Raw genomic sequence first — 15608 nt, 5'->3', positions numbered from 1 at the left:
CCCGGCAGTGCCGGGCGGCCCTCTTTCGTCTCCTAGTCGAAGGCGAGGCCCAGGTTCGCGCCCTCGGCGCGGGCCGCGTAGTCGAAGAACGCGGCGTCGTCGGCGGTCACGTTGTTCAGGTGCCCGTGCAGCTCGTAGCCGATGATCCCGACGAGGCGGTTCCAGGCGAGGATGAGCCGCGCGGTCTCCTCGACGGTGAAGGCGCCCTCTTCGAGCAGGACGAGCATCGCCGGGTCGATCGCGGACGGGTCGCACTCGGGGCCGGTGTAGGGACGGAGCCCGTTGCCGCGCTTGGCGTCCGCGACGATGCGCGCCAGCGTCAGCGGCATGCGCGCGGCGATCTCGGTGGTGAGGTGCGGGGCGGCGTAGCCGGGGACCGGGGTGCCGAACAGCAGCGCGTACTCGTGCCGGTTCGCGAGGGCCCAGTTGCGCACACCGTTCCACACGCCGATCCAGCGGTTCTCGGGGACGGCCTTGGGGCGGTCGGCGCCCTCGGCGGCCTCGCCGACCTCGTTGTAGGACTCGATGAGGAGGGCGGTCAGGAGCTCGTCGCGGCTCGCGAAGTACCGGTACACGGCCGAGGAGGCCATGCCCAGGTCGCGGGCGACCGAGCGCAGGGACAGCCCCGGTGCGCCGACCTCGCCGAGCTGGCGACGCGCGGTCGCGAGGATCTCCCTGGTGAGCTCGGCGCGGGCGCGTTCTCTGGCGGTTCTCGGCGCGTTCATGAGACCAGTGTACAGAAACGAGAGCACCGCTCTTGCATCCTCGGGAACGATGTGCAATCATTGCTCTCAACAGAGAGCACCGCTCACGGAAATGAGCGGTGAACCCCATAAGGAGCCCCGATGACCCGCACCGCCCCCGACCCCCGAGCCCGCATGGGCGCCTTCGCCTTCGCGCTCGCCGGGATCCTCTTCGTCCTCTACGAGGCCGTCGCGCCCCGCGAGGACCAGACCACCCTCGAAGGCGCCGCGTCCTGGGCCAGCGCCGGATGGTCCATCGCCCACGTCTCGGCCATCGTCGGCCTCATCCTCATCCCCCTCGGCTACGGCGCCCTCCGCGGTTTTCTTGAGGGAACGAAGAACGAGAAGACCGCGTTCCTCGCCGCCACCATCGGCTACATCGGCTCGGGCCTGACCATCTCGTACTACGGCGCGGAAGTGTACGGCCTCAAGGCGATCGGCGAGCGCGCCGTCGCCGACGGGGACGCCTCGCTGACCGAGGTCGGCGACGCGTTCCGCCTCGACCCGACCGCGATGACCGTGTTCGCGATCGGCCTGGCGCTCATCGCGATCGCAGGGGTGCTGGCCGCCGTCGCGGTGTGGCGCTCGGGCGTGCTGTCGAAGTGGTCCGGCGTGCCGTTCGCGGTCCTGATGGTCACGTACCTGCCGCAGTTCTTCATTCCGCAGGCGGGCCGGATCGCCTGGGGCGCACTGGTGACGGTCTCGGCGCTGTGGCTGGCGGCCGAGCTGTGGCGGGCCTCGTCGAAGGCTCCCGCGAAGGAACTGCAACCGGCGTAACGGAACACGGAGCGGCCCCGCTGCGATCGATCGCAGCGGGGCCGCTCCGTTTCGTCCTATGCGGAGAGCGCGATGCCGTCGAGGATGTCGTGCTCGGAGATGAGCACCTCTCCGATCCCGCTGCGCTCCATGATGGTGCGCAGCACCAGCGCGCCGCCGACGATGACGTCGGCGCGGCCCGGGTGCATGACGGGGATCGCCAGGCGCGCGGCGTGGTCGGCCGCGGCGAGGTCGGCGGTGACCTTCGCGACCTGCTCGTACGTCAGGCGGGTCCCGTCGATCGCGTCGGGGTCGTAGGCGGGCAGGCCCAGCGAGATCGCGGCGACGGTGGTCGCGGTCCCGGCGACGGCGACGAGCTCGGTGGCCTCGCGGCCCGGGTCGGCGACGGCCAGGGCGCGGTCGGCGATGCCGGTGATGTCGGCGGTCGCGGCGTCCATCTCGGCGGGGCCGGGCGGGTCGGAGCGCAGGTGGCGCTCGGTCATGCGGACGCAGCCGACGTCGACGGAGATCGCGGCGATGACGTCGCCTCCGGTGCCGCGCACGAACTCGGTGGAGCCGCCGCCGATGTCGATGAGGAGGCGCTGGCCGTCGTGGGCGGGGAGGGTGGCGACGGCGCCGGTGAAGGACAGGCGCGCTTCCTCGTCGCCGGTGATGACCTCGGGGGCCTGGCCGAGGACGGCCTCGACCATGGCGGTGAAGTCGGCGGCGTTGGCGGCGTCGCGGCTCGCGGAGGTCGCGACCATGCGGATCGCCTCGGCCCCGTGCTCGCGGATCTGCGCGGTGTAGTCGGCGAGGGCTGCGCGGGTGCGCTCGATGGCGGCGTCGGCGAGGCGGCCGGTGCGGTCGACGCCTTCGCCGAGGCGCACGACCTCCATGCGGCGCACGACGTCGTGGAGGCGGCCGTCATCGTCGATGTCGGCGATGAGGAGGCGGATGGAGTTGGTGCCGCAGTCGATCCCCGCGACGCGTCGCGCGCTCATTCGGCGGCCTCCTGCCTCGTCGCGCAGCTGGAGGTGCGCCACCATTCGGGGAGCTTGTCGATGGCCTCGTCGCCCATGGGGCTGACGCCGGGCCCGGCGGCGAGGGCGTGGCCGACGAGGGCGTGGAGGCATTTGACGCGGTCGGGCAGGCCCCCGGCGGAGACCCCGGCGATCTCGGGGACGTCGCCGAGGCGGGCGCGGCGGGCGAGGTAGTCCTCGTGGGCGCGGCGGTGGTGCTCGGCGAGCTCGGGGTCGGCGTTCAGGCGGTCGTTCATGTCCTTCATGACGCCGCCGCCTTCGAGGCGGCCGATCGCGGAGGCGGCCTTGGGGCAGGTCAGGTAGTACGTGGTGGGGAACGGGGTGCCGTCGGGCAGGCGCGGCTCGGTCTCGACGACGGCGGGCTGCCCGCAGGGGCAGCGCCAGGCGACGGCGTGCGCGCCGCGGATGGGGCGCCCGAGCTGCGCGGAGACGGCGGCCGCGTCCGCGTCGGTCACCGGCTGCGGCTCCTGCGGCCACGCTTCGGGCTTCACAGGGCCACCTGCTCCACTGCCTTCACGGTCATTCCCCCGGTTCCTCGGTCTCGTCCGGATCAAGCTGATCGGCGTCTTCAAAGGTATCGGTGAGCGATTCGTACCAGGGCTTGTCGGCCCCGGATTCGTCGTCCTCGCCACCGGTGTGCTTCGGGTCGTCCTCGTCGATGACGATGACGAGGTCCTCGCCGGGGGGCACGAGGAGGAGGCTGGAGCGGATCTGGGCCTCGACGTACTCGGGGTCGTCCCATTTGAGGCGCTCGGCTTCGAGGTCGTCGATGCGGTCCTGCTGCGCGGACTGCTCGGCTTCGAGGCGGTTGATCTCGATGCGCTGCTCGACGTACGTGCGCAGGGGGTAGGCGTACGCGAGGGCGAGCGCGGAGAGGACGAGGGCGAGGACGGCGGCGCGGCGGGAGACCTTCCGGGCGGGCCGGTACCGGACCCGCTTGACCTCGGCGCGGCCCGCGGTGCCGGGGGCGGGGCGCCGGGCGGCGCGGGTGCGGCCGGGACCGGTGGATCGTCCTCCGGGGCGGCTGGGTCGACGGCTCGCGTTCACGGGCCCAGCCTAGTCGATGCGGCACGGCGGAGGCCCCCGCGCCGAAGCACGGGGGCCTTCACTTCAGGTTCCCTTCAGGCAGCTTCAGGTCCGCTTCAGGTTCCCCTGGATACGTTCTACTTGCCGAACTTGGGGAAGGCGGAGGCGCCGGCGTAGCGGGCGGCGTCGCCGAGGTCTTCCTCGATGCGCAGCAGCTGGTTGTACTTGGCGACGCGGTCGGACCGGGCCGGGGCGCCGGTCTTGATCTGGCCGCAGGTCATGGCCACGGCCAGGTCGGCGATGGTGGTGTCCTCGGTCTCGCCGGACCGGTGGCTCATCATGCAGCCGAAGCCCGCGCGGTGGGCCATCTCGACGGCGTCGGTGGTCTCGGTGAGCGAGCCGATCTGGTTCACCTTGACCAGCAGGCCGTTGGCGGCCTTCTCGTCGATGCCGCGGCGGATGCGCTCGGGGTTCGTCACGAACAGGTCGTCGCCGACGATCTGGAGGCGCGAGCCGACGGCGGCGGTGAGCGCGGACCAGCCGGCCCAGTCGTCCTCGGAGAGGGGGTCCTCGATGGACACGAACGGGTAGGCCGCGATGAGCTCCTCGTAGTAGGCGCTCATCTCGTCGCCGGTCTTCTTCTGGCCCTCGAAGAGGTAGGCGCCGTCGGTGAAGAACTCGGTGGCGGCGACGTCCATCGCGAAGGCGATGTCGGTGCCGAGCTTGTACCCGGCCTTCTCGACGGCCACGGCGATGAGGTCGAGCGCGGCGCGGTTCGACTCCAGGTTCGGCGCGAAGCCGCCCTCGTCGCCGAGGCCGGTGGACAGGCCGCGGTCCTTGAGGACCGACTTGAGCGCGTGGTACGTCTCGGCGCCCCAGCGCAGGGCCTCCTTGAACGTCGGCGCGCCGATCGGGGCGATCATGAACTCCTGGACGTCGACGTTGGAGTCCGCGTGGGAGCCGCCGTTGAGGATGTTCATCATCGGCACAGGCAGGAGGTGCGCGTTCGGGCCGCCCACGTAGCGGTACAGCGGCAGCTCCGCCGAGTCGGCGGCGGCCTTGGCGGCGGCGAGGGACGCGCCGAGGATGGCGTTCGCGCCGAGGTTCGACTTGTCCGGGGTGCCGTCGGCGTCGAGGAGCGCCTGGTCGACGAGGCGCTGCTCGGAGGCCTCGATGCCGATGAGGGCGTCGCGGATCGGGCCGTTGACGTTGTCCACGGCCTTCTCGACGCCCTTGCCGAGGTAGCGGGACTTGTCGCCGTCGCGCAGCTCGATGGCCTCGAAGGCGCCGGTGGAGGCGCCCGAGGGCACGGCCGCCCGCTGGAGCGTGTCGTCGTCGAGCAGGATCTCCACTTCGACCGTGGGGTTCCCGCGGGAGTCGAGGATCTCCCTGGCCCGGATGTCTTCAATTGCAGCCACTGTCACTCCTGAGATAGCCGAATCATGACTGTCGGCCCGATTACGGGGCCGTGTCCGAAGGATTTCGGCCGACCCGACACTGCGCCGGCCACAGCACCCCAGCCTACGCCCCGGCCCCGGCGGCAGTGCCTCCGAGCCGCGAAAACGCGATGGCGGCGACGGGTCCTCCTCGTGTTACATGGAGGCTGGTTAGGGCGCTATAAGGTGGAGTCCTATCTCAGATCAGACACCTGTGCTAGGCGTGCCCCCCGGATGCCGACGGCCGAGTCGCGGCTCGCGAGCGCCGCCGAGAGCGGCCCCGGCGCCTCCATCGCCGAGCACAACGGAAGTGGAGCCCCATGATCGTGCAGAACCCCCTCCGGCGCTGCGCCGCCTTCGGCGCGGCGGCGCTGCTGGCGCTCGCCGCCGGCTGCTCCGGAGGCGCAGGCGGCGAGGAGACGGCCTCGGAGGACCAGGCCGCGCTCACCGAGCTGAGCGAGCGCCTCGTCGACGGCGAAGGCCACGCCTACACCGCCGAGTACCTCCTCGAAGGCTCGGACGACGCGCTGCTCGTGGCCGTCGACCCCGAGGCGGGCACCGCCGCGGTCGTCGTCGGCGACCGCCCGTCCCTGTGGGCCGGCGAGGACGACGCCGACCTCGCCGTCTGGCTCGGCCAGGAGCTCGACGGCCTCCTCCCCACCGACGACGACGTCGCCTCCTGGCTCGCCGCGGCCGCGGCCGACGCCGCCGCCAGCGCCGAGTTCACCGACACCACCCTCGCCGGCGAGCTCGCCGACTGCGTCGACGTCCAGGGCGCCGCCGAAGCGCCCGTCGGCTCCTTCGAGGTCTGCGTGACCACCGTCGGCGTCATCGCCAGCATCACCGCCAAGGTCGGCGACGACGCCTTCGGCGCCAAGCTCGTCAACTACCACGACGGCGTCGACGCCGCCTGGCTCGACGGCATCACCGGACAGGCCAGCACGAGCAACCAGTGAGAATCGCGCCGCGCCCACCGGCGCGGCGCGTTACAGTCGCCCGGCGGGCCGGGGCCGGCGCAACGGGGGTTCACCTGAAAAGGTGTCGGCGCCACGCCCCGGCCCGCCACGCTTCAGGTAGGCCACATCACAAGCCATATCCCGCTTGCGCACCCCCCTCCCCGACCATGTACAGTTGTCTCCGTTGCCGCGGCCAGCCCGCGAACGACAAGGCAAGCTCCCGTCGTCCAGGGGCCTAGGACGCCGCCCTCTCAAGGCGGAAACGGCGGTTCGAATCCGCTCGGGAGTACAGGTAAATACACAGCTCAGGGGCCAACTCCGGTTGGCCCCTGAGTCTATCACCAGGCCCTGTGATAGCACCGTGGTAGCAGGACCGCCCACCGCTTCCGGTCAGCGCCCGACCGTCTCCCCCACATTCCGACCCTCCGGCTCAACCCCGTCGAGGAAGTCCAGCAACCCCCTCACCGGAACCCGGTACTGCCCGCCGACCTTCCGGATCGGAGCCGGAAAGCTCCCCTCCCGAGCAAGCCGGTACACCACTGTCCGCCCGATCCCCAGAATCTGCCCAGCGGTCTCCACATCACAGACCACCCCCAAAGCCACAACTCGCTCTCGCGTCCACGCCTCATCAACCTGCTTCGCGCCCCTACAGTCAGCCATTGCCGCCCTCTCTTGTCTCGAACTCACTTGAGGGGCAATCTTGACGATGAAGCGTGCCGCCGACAAGGAGTGCCGCAAAAACTACAGTGACCGCATCCTCCGGCCCCTGCGAAGCACTTGCCGACCCGTCAAGTACACGTTGAGCCGTTACCTCACCTGTCCCAGAGCTTCGATGGCAGCACACCCAGCATTTAGAACTCGGTCAGGACTCTTCTATTACGGTCAAAACGGCGGAAACTGAAACCTCTGATTCGGGCATACAGTTCCATCATGGCTTTGAACCGAGCAGTTGACGTGAGTGCCCATTCCAATTCCAATGGATCCGGACCCCAGGAAGTGAATGTTGGCCATATAGTGAGCCTATAGAAGCGGTCTTGCTTTAACAAACTGTTCAATTCTTGTCATATTATCGGAATTTATCCTTTTAAGGTCCAATTTTCACATCCAAGGCAACGAATCGTCAAGGGTACGATTCCCTGCATCCGGAGGAGCCTGATGAGCAAGGGGCAGCGTAACAAGAATAGAAGGCGAGACGCGGACCAACGGCGCGCCACGAAGGAAGCTATGAGAAAGGCTAGAAAAGCTGATCTTCGTGGACGACTGATAGGTTCGACCGTACCCGAATACGAACACGTCTGCAAATCTGGGGACGAACGCCTCTATGAAACACTTGTAGCAAGATATACACAGCGGATGGAACATATTGAATCCTTGCCGGAATTTATTAAAGGACCGATGCTATCGTGCCTTGCTCCAATACCTGTCATCGATAAGTTCCTGATTCACTATGGTGCCGATAGCAGGCGTCACCCTTCGAGCTATGTCGGAGAATGGGTCGACCACCTAGCTTGGGGCGTTGATAGCGCCGTCACTGCAGTAAGACTGCTCCTCTGCGGCCAGGTTGTAGGGGCCGCTACTATCGCACGAACCCAGTTCGAACGATGGACCATGCATCGCGCATTTAACGCCAACATCCAGCAATCCCCAGGAGAAAAGACAATTGACTACATCGCACGCACATGGAGTAGTGGCGATGTTTTCAAAACAATCCATCAACCGGTCAACCACTCCGAATCATTTCCTGACCAGGACGATGAAATCATTTCTATAGAAGAGCCCGAATCAGATCACCAACACATTCATACATCTGACGGGTTCGAAATATGTCCTCCTATGCTTTATGGCCTCCTTAGCGAAATGATGCATGGCCGCGAGCTGATTGACGCAATTGGTTGGGATGGCGAGTCACTATTGCGATCCCAAGACTGGCCCGATGAAGTCTTTATCGCAATAGCAGCTATTACAGATACCATTACCTTGTGTCTCCGTCAAATACGCATCGCTGGCATGAGCATTGCCGCCGAGGCCGGCGATGCATCTGGAGTAAGGCTAATGCGCGCAAGCTTGGATGGATTCTCGGAACCCAGCGAAGGCAACGCAAATTCTCAGGAAGACGCAGGCGACACAGTTTACTCAACCAAGTCCTCTCAGGAACCGACCTTTTCAAAAGGCTACCTTGCCGCACCTCCTCTCATCGCGCTCGCTCCCCTGCTCCCCCGCGAGGGCCTGCGTGACGATTGGGTCCATGTCATTGAAGCTATGGCAAATACGTTCACAGCCACTTCTAAAGGCCATAGACCTGCTGGCCGCCTTTTCCAGGATGATGAGTTCGTGATGTACGCTTTCGCATGGCATCGGTCTCGCAGTGTGCGGTTTGCGAGAAGTGTGATGTTGACCGAGAGCGAAGACCTGGGAGACAACTTCGATATCGACGCTTTTGGAGGCAGCGTCAACCTCTCGGTCGCCTTGACCGAAGCAGCCTCACTTCTCGCAAAATGGCACCCTCGTCAGGAATCTGCGGCCGCCGCATCTCTAATTGGAAGTGCGGTTCGCTCCTCTTACTGGCTTTGGCTAGAGGACGATAGCAGAGCACTAGGCATTCTGCGGTGCGTCCTTGAACAGACCTCAAGGCTGCGAGTTTGGCGCATGAAACCTGATAAGGCAATGACCCTTGAACAACGAGCAGAGACCACCCCTAGAGATTGGCTAGAGAAAGCTGGATGGAAACGTTTGAGCGCACTTCATAAAGCGCTGGGGGAATATGCTCACACCAGCGCCACCTCAAAATGGAGCGGCGCGCACCAGCTTCTAGCCCAACTTCAACCCGGCGCAGATCCAGATCGCGCCATTCTCACAGCTCGCGGCGCAGCAATAGATTTCGTCGCACTCCTAGCAGCCCGAGAAATAACCACCGAAATACATAACATTTCGGAACCTGTCGCAATTACTCTCGAAGCACTTTTCGAAAGATACGGGTTCGATATGTCCAAAGACTCTTCCAAGATTGAATCTCACTTCAATCACATCTGGGAAAAGCGCGGTGCCAGCCTCGGTGACCCTGATTTCAGAATGCCATCCGCTGAGTGAGCGCTCATGAGATTCCTTCTTCAACGCTCGAGAGACTTATTTGCCCTGCAGGAGCAATACTCAAGCAAAGCTTCAATGTGAGATCCTGATGTGTGATGCGCGGAACGCTAGGAGATAGGTCGTTGCGAATACTGGTGCGCATCCGATCAAGGTCAGGAGTGCCGCGGTCCTCGGCGTGGTAACCAATACCGAGGCCGCCCATTCGGTCGCAAAGGCGAAAACGAGAAGTACTGCAATGCCTCCGCTCCATTTGATCAGAGACTCGATAGCTACGATATGCCTCGCGGCCAACAGGCGGTGGAGCACATGGGCTGAAGCCACCGAGACGATTGTGTAAGCGATCGCGTTGACCAGCATCAGGACTGCGGCCAAGTGCGCAGCGGGCACGAGCGCGAAGACAGCGAGACTGAGTGCGACTCTGATGATGGTCGACCAGATCACGATCAGCGCGGGTGTCCGTGCATCGCCGATGGCAAGGAACGTGAAGAACTGGAGCTGCGAGATCGAATACGGGATCAGGGCCAGACCAGCAGCGGCGATGACGGGGCCTGTCGCCAAAGCTGCTGAGTGCGTGTAGTCGCTCCACTCGAAGAGGACCACTGCGATGGGTTCTGCCAGCGCGATCATAGCGGCGACGGCTGGGGCGGTGAGCATGAGGAGGAGCCGCACCCCCCGTTGATACTCGTTCGCAGTCTTTGTCGAATCCGGTCGGATGCGTTTGGAGAGTTCGGGTGTGAGTGCGGTGATGACGGGTAGTGCGAGGATGCCGTAGGCCATCATGAGCAGGACCCAGGCGTTGTTGTAGATCAGCGGGCCGGGGCCGCCTTCTGCGGCTGCGGCTCGGATGAGTCCGAGGATGACCAGGAGTCCGAGCTGCCCGGCGGCGACGTATGCGGTGACCCAAAGGATCGTCTTTGAGAGTTTCCGGAGTCCGAATCCTCGCAGGCTTGGCTTCCATCGCCAGGGCACACCCGCTTTTCGCATGGCGGGGATAAGAATCAACGCTTGGAGCGCAGCGCCGATCAATGTGGCGCCGCCGAGCAGGATCGTGCGGAGGTCGCCGAAGTCGCTGGCGGGGAATGCGATGAGGGCCAGGGCTGCGGTGATGAGGGTGAGGTTGTTGCAGGCCGGGGACCAGGCGGGGAGCGTGAAGGTGCCGCGTGCGTTGAGGATTGCGGTGGCGACGGCGCCGATGCCGTAGAAGAACACGGCGGGCACGGTGAACATCGCGAATGCGGTGGTCAGGTTCGCGCTCTCGCCGTGGGTTGCCGAGCCTCCGAGGAGGGGGATCAGCAGCGGTACGGCTGCGGTTGCGACGAGGGCGGCGAGGCCGAAGGCGACGGCGGCGAAGCTGAAGAGTCGTTGGGCAAACTCGCGGCCGCCATCCTGATGGTTGGCCCTGGCCTGGTTCAGGAGTGGAACGAGGACCGCGGTGCCGATGCCGCCGAGGAGGATCTCGTAGACGATGCCGGGGAGCATGACGGCGGTGGTGTAGGCGTCGCCGACCAGTCCGGCTCCGAGGGCGGCGCCGATGGCGGCGGTGCGGATGAAGCCGGTGATGCGGCTGGAGAGTGCGCCGACGGCGATGAGTGAGCTTCGGCCGAGCAGGGTTCTCGCACTGGTCATGCGATCGGGACGACCTGCCCGGTCAGGAGCTTGTCGATCCGAGTGGAGGCGGCGGTCGCTTGCTGGTTCCCGGAGGGAAGGGACTCGCGCAGGATGCGGAGTTCTCGGCGGATGCGGGTGGAGCGGACGAGCTGGAGGTCGCCGACCGCTTGCCCTGCAAGCGAAATGCCCTCAGCGGATTCTCCGGCGGCACAAGAGATCGAGGCTTGTCGCAGTCGGCAGAGGGTGGCTGATCTGCCTCGTGAGCTGCCGAGCGTGCTGCTTGCGGCGGCGAGGTGTTCGAGCGCGGTAGAGGCTGCCAGGACGTGTCGGTTCTGCTGGTAGCTGAGGTAGGCGGCGAACCCGGTTGAGGCCATGAGGGTCTGGGGTCCGCGGAAGGCCGGGAGCCAGACGGGTGCGTCGTCCGGAATCTCGCTGTCGATCGCGCGTTCGTTGGCGAGGTCGATGTAGCGCAGGGTCTCGTTGAGCTCGCCGAGCTGGCCGTACGCTTCAGCGGTCACGCCCAGGAGAGCGGCCTTGAGCTGGTCGACGATCGAGTCGTCAGCGAGTGCGAGTTCAGCACAAGCGAGGGCTTCGGAGGGCTTTCCGAGGAAGACCGCCTGTCCGGCCATGTCGCAGAGGGCCTGAGCGGTCAGGTTCCGGTCGTCGGCTTCTACGGCGAGGCGGACGCCGAGACCGAACATGCGGGTCGCCTGGTCATGGAGTCCGAGGTCGAACGCGGTCCAGCCGGTTCGGTCAGCGAGGTAGCCGGCGGCCGAGGCGAGGCGTTTGCGGAGCGATTCGGATCGGGTCTGTTCGATCAGGCCGGTGGCCCAGGTCAGCAGCGATTGGCCTTCGCTGATGAGGGCGTGGCCGCCTCCTCGCAGGTCCCGGGAGGTGAGCGCCAGCGCGGCCTGCTCCAGTTCCTCGGCGTCGAACTCGCTGACCATGCTCGGGGACGCGACTGGGCCGGTCACGCTTTCGATCTCGTCGGCCAGAGGGGAGCCAGCTCCGATGCCGGTCGTGGTGGCCACGAATCCGCGGAGGAGCGTACGTCGTCTCATCTCGGCCTCGTCAATGTCGTCGTCAGCAGGTACGGAGCCTGCGGCCCTGGTCGTGACTCCGATCGGCAGCGACCACCCTAGCGCGCGGTGGTAGGCGAGCACGATCCCTGGAGTCAGCGGCCTGATGCCGCGCTCGACTCGCGACAGGTGGCTCTTCGACTTGCCGGTGATGCGGGCGAGGATGTCCAGCCCGATTCCAGCTTCGATTCGCGCGGCGCGAAGCCGGGCTCCATCTGCATCGTCCATGACGGCCTCCCATAAGTGCCACGTTGCGGAACGTCCATTTTGAGTTGCCGCAACGGCGCAACGGTGACAGCCGGTGTGTCCCCGCTCATTCTAGTTTCCAGCGGTGCATGTCGCATCGCCCGAAAGCGGCGGACCGCCACCGGAGACTCACGATCCCGGCGGCCCGCATCACCAGAACGAGATGGAAGGCGAACTGGTGACATGGAGACCATACTGGCCGATGCCAAGGCGGCCGACATGCAGGCGGCGATAGTCGTCCATCGTCCTCGCCTGACGTGGGCGGGAATCAAGACGTGCCGACGGTGTCGCCAGCGTTGGCGAGGCCGCGGCTGTCAGGACTTCCGCGATGCCTTTGCCTACCTGGTGATCCGCGGGGCGGTGGGGGCTCCGCGGCTCTCGGGGAGGCGCTCAGGTGGTGCGGGGTGAACGGCACCGAGGAGATCGATCTCGTGGGAGACGCGCTTCCGCTGGAAATCGTCGACATCGACGGCCAGCGCCTCACCTTCACCTGGTACTTCCTCAGCGGCGTCGACCGGCTGACTGTCACCGCAAGCGGCGACCACCTCGGTGTGGTCGAGCAGCTAGAAAGCAACAGCCCACGCCTGCTCCCAGATTCGGACTGGTCCGACTGGCTCGACACCGACGGCCGCGCAGACCGGGTCGTCGCAGCGGCACAGCGGCAGTGGCATCACCGAGGCGAGATCGTCGCCGACCGCGCTCTACGCGAAGGCGGGCAACTGTGAGCTGACCTGCCTCAGCTCGATGACTTCATTCCAGAGGGCCGCCGTGGGTGGACGGCGGCCCTCACTCCCACTCATCCAACAGCCCTCATCGATGGAACGGAGACTCAGTCATGATCGAAGCGCTCGCTAGCGGAACGTTCACCCACGAGGAGATCGCCGCGCTCAAGCGCGACTTCGCCGACGCCTACCGGGACGCCCCCGTCCTCATCACCGGCGCTGACGGATTCCTCGGCTCGCACCTGACCGATGCCCTCGTCGAACTCGGCGCGGACGTCCACATCACGGTCCGTCCCAAGGCCCACCGGCAGCTCCACCACCTCGAACACCAGCGAGGGCGCCTCACCCTCCACTGGTGCGACCTCACCGATCGCCTCGCGGTGGACCAAGCCGTCCGCGCCCTTACCAACGCCGAGCGCCCGGTCTACGTCTTCAACTTCGCCGCGTTCAGCCACGTCGGCTACTCCTGGCACCTCCCTCAGGCCGTCTTCAACGCCAACGTCAGCGCGACCCTCAACCTGCTCCAGTCGCTCGTGGACCACCGCATCGAACTCGCGTGCTTCGACCAGGTCGGCACCTCCGAGGAGTACGGCAACGCCCACGGCCTGCACCACGGCGACGACCTCGACGAGGTCGTCTTCACCGAGACCTCGCCCTTGGACCCCCAATCGATCTACGGCACCTCGAAGGTCGCGCAGGACTTCCTGGCCCGCAACTTCCACGCCGCCTACGGCTTGCCGGTCATCGTGGTCCGCATGTTCAACCACTTCGGCCCCCGCCAGTCCCTGGAGTTCATCACCGGCGAAATCATCCGCCAGGCGTCCCAGTCCGAGCGGATCGTCCTCGGCGACCTCCGTCCACGCCGCGACTTCACCTTCTTCGTCGACGGCATCCGCGCCCACCTCGCCCTCGCCGCGCACGGCAAGGCCGGCGAGGTCTACACCTACGGCAACGGCCGCAGCATCACCATGAAGGACTGGGCCCAGCTCATCATCGACCTCGGCGAGCAGGCCGGACACTGGAGCGCCCGGACCCTGCTCTCGGACACCGACCGGTTCCGCCCCGGCGACTCCGAAGTCCTCGCGCTGCGGGTCGACGCCACGAAGGTTCGTGACGCCGTCGGCTGGGAACCGACCGTCACTTGGGAGGCTGGGTTGCGCCGCACCATCGACTACGTCAACAACGCAAGGATCCCCCACTAGAACGACCGATGCACCGATCGAAGGACGCCCGATGACCGAGCACGCCGACAGCCTCCGACTCGCATGGCTGGCCGACCGCTTCCGTGCACAGGCCACGCTCGGCCTGCACTACCGACCCGACCAATTCGATCGAGAACGGTTCACGCGCCTGCGACGGCACGCGGCCGAACTCGCATCGCTGATCTATCCACAAGACGTTGACGTCATCGAGGAATCCTTCCGGACCGACAGCGGCATCCACACTCCCAATGCCGCCGTCGCCTTGTACATCGAGTGCGCGGACGGGGCCCGGCTCTGGCGGGCCTTCCTCTTGGAGCCGGGCAGACTCCTGCCGGACGAAATCAATGCTGCGGCTGCGCGGATTGCTGCGACCGAACCGGGTCAGCCTGTCGCTCTCACCGACAGCCGAGTGTTGGGCCTTCCCGACCCGCACACCTACCTCGCGATCTACCGGACCACCAGTTCGCTCACGCGCGCCGACTTGCGAGAGGTCTGGCCGACGCCCGACACTGCGATTCAGCGACCGTTGACAGGCATCGCCCCCGCGTCCATACCCGCCTTGCCCCGACAGATCGACGAGCGGCCCGTCATCGTCAGCCCCGTCGTCGCCGCCATCTGCCGTGACATCGCGGAGATCGCGGAGGAAGGAGGCCTGGAGACGGCCGATCCGTACAACGTCGAACGCTTCGAGCACCTCGGTGAGCTCGCCGCGAACATCTCCCCAGAGTCAATCGGCTACCAGCGATTCGGTCCGTTCGAGCTCCATCCGTCCGCGGCGGCAACAGGGGCGGAGATCGCCATCCGGGACGAAGCCGGCCGAGTTCTGCTGATCCAGAGGTCTGACACTGGTCAGTGGGCAATCCCTGGCGGAGCCTGCGAGGTCGGAGAGGACTGGGCTGCTACGGCCGTCCGCGAAGCCCGAGAAGAGATCGGGCTGAGTCTCGATCCGTCTGACCTCGCCTTGGTCGACGTGTTCGACAACCGTGCCATCACCTCGGAGCCGACCACCATTCCCGTCATCGCCGTGTTCAGCATGGTTCTCAAACCCAACGGCAGCACGATCACACGGAACCGCGAAGTCGACAACACCGCGTGGGCAACCTTGTCCGACCTGAAGGACCTCGACTTGTTCAGAGGCCACCGCACGAAGATCACCGCGGCCTTGGAACAGGCCGACTGAACAGCATTGAGCTGATGTCTCGGCGGAGTGGTAAGGCGGTGATCCCTGCCGCTCCGCCATCTTCCAGGTATCGAGTCGAATCCGCCTGAGTCGCCTGGAAGATGCGCCGGAAGAGTCGAGCCGGAGTGCGGGCCTCGATCGCAGACAACTTGTAGTACCCCCACGAGGAAACCTCTGACTCACGAAGCTTGATGGCCGCTTCCTGGTCAGCGCTGAGCTGCCCACCATCGAAGACGAACAGGATTTTCTCGCCCTCGCTCGGCGCGGGAGCCCAGTCAACGACTAGAAGGCCGCCGAGAGCGATGCCAATGCCCAGCTCCTCCCGGACTTCTCGAAGACACGCCTCGACCGGAGATTCGCCGACTTCGGCGTAACCGCCCGGCAGCTCCAAGGGCTCCTTGTAGGTGGGCTGGACCATGAGGACGTCACCGGCCTGAAAGCTCATGCAAAAGCCTCTTTCGAGTGACGCCGATACATCTGGAGTTTGAGCACGGTTTGCAGGGTCCGGTCGGCTTTGGGGAGGGGTC

General features: G+C 65.9%; 15 protein-coding genes and 1 tRNA gene. 7 read left to right on the top strand and 9 right to left on the bottom strand.

Going from position 1 to position 15608, the window contains the following annotated elements:
• Positions 1–32: 32 nt before the first annotated feature.
• Entirely contained in the window at positions 33–725 is a 693-nt protein-coding gene (locus tag B0I28_RS00075; protein WP_106361799.1) for a TetR/AcrR family transcriptional regulator, read from the bottom strand.
• A gap of 120 nt (positions 726–845) precedes the next feature.
• Between B0I28_RS00075 and B0I28_RS00070 the strand changes: the two genes are divergently transcribed.
• Positions 846–1520 carry a hypothetical protein gene (locus B0I28_RS00070; protein ID WP_106361798.1) on the top strand — a complete coding sequence of 225 codons (675 nt, stop codon included), beginning with the start codon at positions 846–848 and terminating at the stop codon, positions 1518–1520.
• 56 nt (positions 1521–1576) lie between these two features.
• Here the strand turns inward: B0I28_RS00070 and B0I28_RS00065 are convergent, their stop codons facing one another.
• The 4 genes from B0I28_RS00065 to eno all read right to left on the bottom strand — a co-directional run bounded on the left by B0I28_RS00065 (position 1577) and on the right by eno (position 4983).
• Positions 1577–2500 (bottom strand): Ppx/GppA phosphatase family protein, encoded by a 924-nt coding sequence (locus B0I28_RS00065; protein WP_106361797.1) that lies wholly within the window; start codon positions 2498–2500, stop codon positions 1577–1579.
• The gene (locus B0I28_RS00060) at positions 2497–3030 is read right to left on the bottom strand and encodes a DUF501 domain-containing protein (RefSeq protein ID WP_106361796.1); all 534 of its coding nucleotides are present in this window, start codon (positions 3028–3030) and stop codon (positions 2497–2499) included. Before B0I28_RS00060 ends, B0I28_RS00065 begins: the two co-directional genes overlap by 4 nt.
• Before the next feature lie 28 nt (positions 3031–3058).
• The gene (locus B0I28_RS00055; protein ID WP_106361795.1) at positions 3059–3586 is read right to left on the bottom strand and encodes an FtsB family cell division protein; all 528 of its coding nucleotides are present in this window, start codon (positions 3584–3586) and stop codon (positions 3059–3061) included.
• 116 nt (positions 3587–3702) lie between these two features.
• Entirely contained in the window at positions 3703–4983 is a 1281-nt protein-coding gene (eno, locus tag B0I28_RS00050) for a phosphopyruvate hydratase (protein ID WP_106361794.1), read from the bottom strand.
• Positions 4984–5327: 344 nt separating this feature from the next.
• Between eno and B0I28_RS00045 the strand changes: the two genes are divergently transcribed.
• Positions 5328–5957 (top strand): hypothetical protein, encoded by a 630-nt coding sequence (locus B0I28_RS00045; protein WP_146147916.1) that lies wholly within the window; start codon positions 5328–5330, stop codon positions 5955–5957.
• Positions 5958–6173: 216 nt separating this feature from the next.
• Positions 6174–6246, top strand: a tRNA-Glu gene (locus B0I28_RS00040).
• A gap of 101 nt (positions 6247–6347) precedes the next feature.
• Here B0I28_RS00040 and B0I28_RS28395 read toward each other — a convergent pair.
• Positions 6348–6617 carry a helix-turn-helix domain-containing protein gene (locus tag B0I28_RS28395; RefSeq protein ID WP_106361792.1) on the bottom strand — a complete coding sequence of 90 codons (270 nt, stop codon included), beginning with the start codon at positions 6615–6617 and terminating at the stop codon, positions 6348–6350.
• A 495-nt stretch (positions 6618–7112) separates the two neighbouring features.
• Here B0I28_RS28395 and B0I28_RS26760 point away from each other — a divergent pair, with 495 nt between their 5' ends.
• Positions 7113–9044, top strand: a complete 1932-nt coding sequence (locus B0I28_RS26760; protein WP_146147915.1) for a hypothetical protein — start codon at positions 7113–7115, stop codon at positions 9042–9044.
• A gap of 72 nt (positions 9045–9116) precedes the next feature.
• Here B0I28_RS26760 and murJ read toward each other — a convergent pair whose 3' ends face one another.
• Both murJ and B0I28_RS00025 read right to left on the bottom strand, forming a co-directional pair.
• Positions 9117–10670: a murein biosynthesis integral membrane protein MurJ gene (gene murJ / locus B0I28_RS00030; RefSeq protein ID WP_106361791.1), complete on the bottom strand. Its 1554-nt coding sequence runs from the start codon at positions 10668–10670 to the stop codon at positions 9117–9119.
• Positions 10667–11959, bottom strand: a complete 1293-nt coding sequence (locus B0I28_RS00025) for a helix-turn-helix domain-containing protein (RefSeq protein WP_106361790.1) — start codon at positions 11957–11959, stop codon at positions 10667–10669. The genes murJ and B0I28_RS00025 overlap by 4 nt, the downstream gene beginning before the upstream one ends.
• Positions 11960–12381: 422 nt before the next feature.
• Here B0I28_RS00025 and B0I28_RS00020 point away from each other — a divergent pair, with 422 nt between their 5' ends.
• The 3 genes from B0I28_RS00020 (at position 12382) to B0I28_RS00010 (ending at position 15081) form a co-directional block, all read left to right on the top strand.
• Complete coding sequence (locus tag B0I28_RS00020) at positions 12382–12702, top strand: hypothetical protein (RefSeq protein ID WP_106361789.1); 321 nt, start codon at positions 12382–12384, stop codon at positions 12700–12702.
• Between the two features lie 110 nt (positions 12703–12812).
• A complete protein-coding gene (locus B0I28_RS00015) occupies positions 12813–13901 on the top strand; it encodes a GDP-mannose 4,6-dehydratase (protein WP_106361788.1) in 1089 nt (362 codons plus the stop codon).
• 31 nt (positions 13902–13932) lie between these two features.
• Complete coding sequence (locus B0I28_RS00010; RefSeq protein ID WP_106361786.1) at positions 13933–15081, top strand: NUDIX hydrolase N-terminal domain-containing protein; 1149 nt, start codon at positions 13933–13935, stop codon at positions 15079–15081.
• Here the strand turns inward: B0I28_RS00010 and B0I28_RS00005 are convergent.
• Positions 15053–15526 carry an NUDIX domain-containing protein gene (locus B0I28_RS00005; protein WP_106361785.1) on the bottom strand — a complete coding sequence of 158 codons (474 nt, stop codon included), beginning with the start codon at positions 15524–15526 and terminating at the stop codon, positions 15053–15055. The two genes, B0I28_RS00010 and B0I28_RS00005, sit on opposite strands and share 29 nt — an antisense overlap.
• Between the last annotated feature and the right edge of the window lie 82 nt (positions 15527–15608).

This window comes from Glycomyces artemisiae (assembly GCF_003002955.1).
Classification (GTDB): Bacteria; Actinomycetota; Actinomycetes; order Mycobacteriales; family Micromonosporaceae; genus Glycomyces; species Glycomyces artemisiae.
Note: the sequence above shows the minus strand (reverse complement) of the source record. Positions and strands in the feature narration are given on the sequence as shown.

What these genes read in the sequence shown, in the direction of transcription:
- B0I28_RS00025 (WP_106361790.1), bottom strand. Translation starts at nt 11,959, where the DNA reads ATGGACGATGCAGATGGAGCCCGGCTTCGCGCCGCGCGAATCGAAGCT.
- B0I28_RS00070 (WP_106361798.1), top strand. Translation starts at nt 846, where the DNA reads ATGACCCGCACCGCCCCCGACCCCCGAGCCCGCATGGGCGCCTTCGCC.
- B0I28_RS26760 (WP_146147915.1), top strand. Translation starts at nt 7,113, where the DNA reads ATGAGCAAGGGGCAGCGTAACAAGAATAGAAGGCGAGACGCGGACCAA.
- murJ (WP_106361791.1), bottom strand. Translation starts at nt 10,670, where the DNA reads ATGACCAGTGCGAGAACCCTGCTCGGCCGAAGCTCACTCATCGCCGTC.
- B0I28_RS00065 (WP_106361797.1), bottom strand. Translation starts at nt 2,500, where the DNA reads ATGAGCGCGCGACGCGTCGCGGGGATCGACTGCGGCACCAACTCCATC.
- B0I28_RS00075 (WP_106361799.1), bottom strand. Translation starts at nt 725, where the DNA reads ATGAACGCGCCGAGAACCGCCAGAGAACGCGCCCGCGCCGAGCTCACC.
- B0I28_RS00015 (WP_106361788.1), top strand. Translation starts at nt 12,813, where the DNA reads ATGATCGAAGCGCTCGCTAGCGGAACGTTCACCCACGAGGAGATCGCC.
- B0I28_RS00010 (WP_106361786.1), top strand. Translation starts at nt 13,933, where the DNA reads ATGACCGAGCACGCCGACAGCCTCCGACTCGCATGGCTGGCCGACCGC.
- B0I28_RS00005 (WP_106361785.1), bottom strand. Translation starts at nt 15,526, where the DNA reads ATGAGCTTTCAGGCCGGTGACGTCCTCATGGTCCAGCCCACCTACAAG.
- B0I28_RS28395 (WP_106361792.1), bottom strand. Translation starts at nt 6,617, where the DNA reads ATGGCTGACTGTAGGGGCGCGAAGCAGGTTGATGAGGCGTGGACGCGA.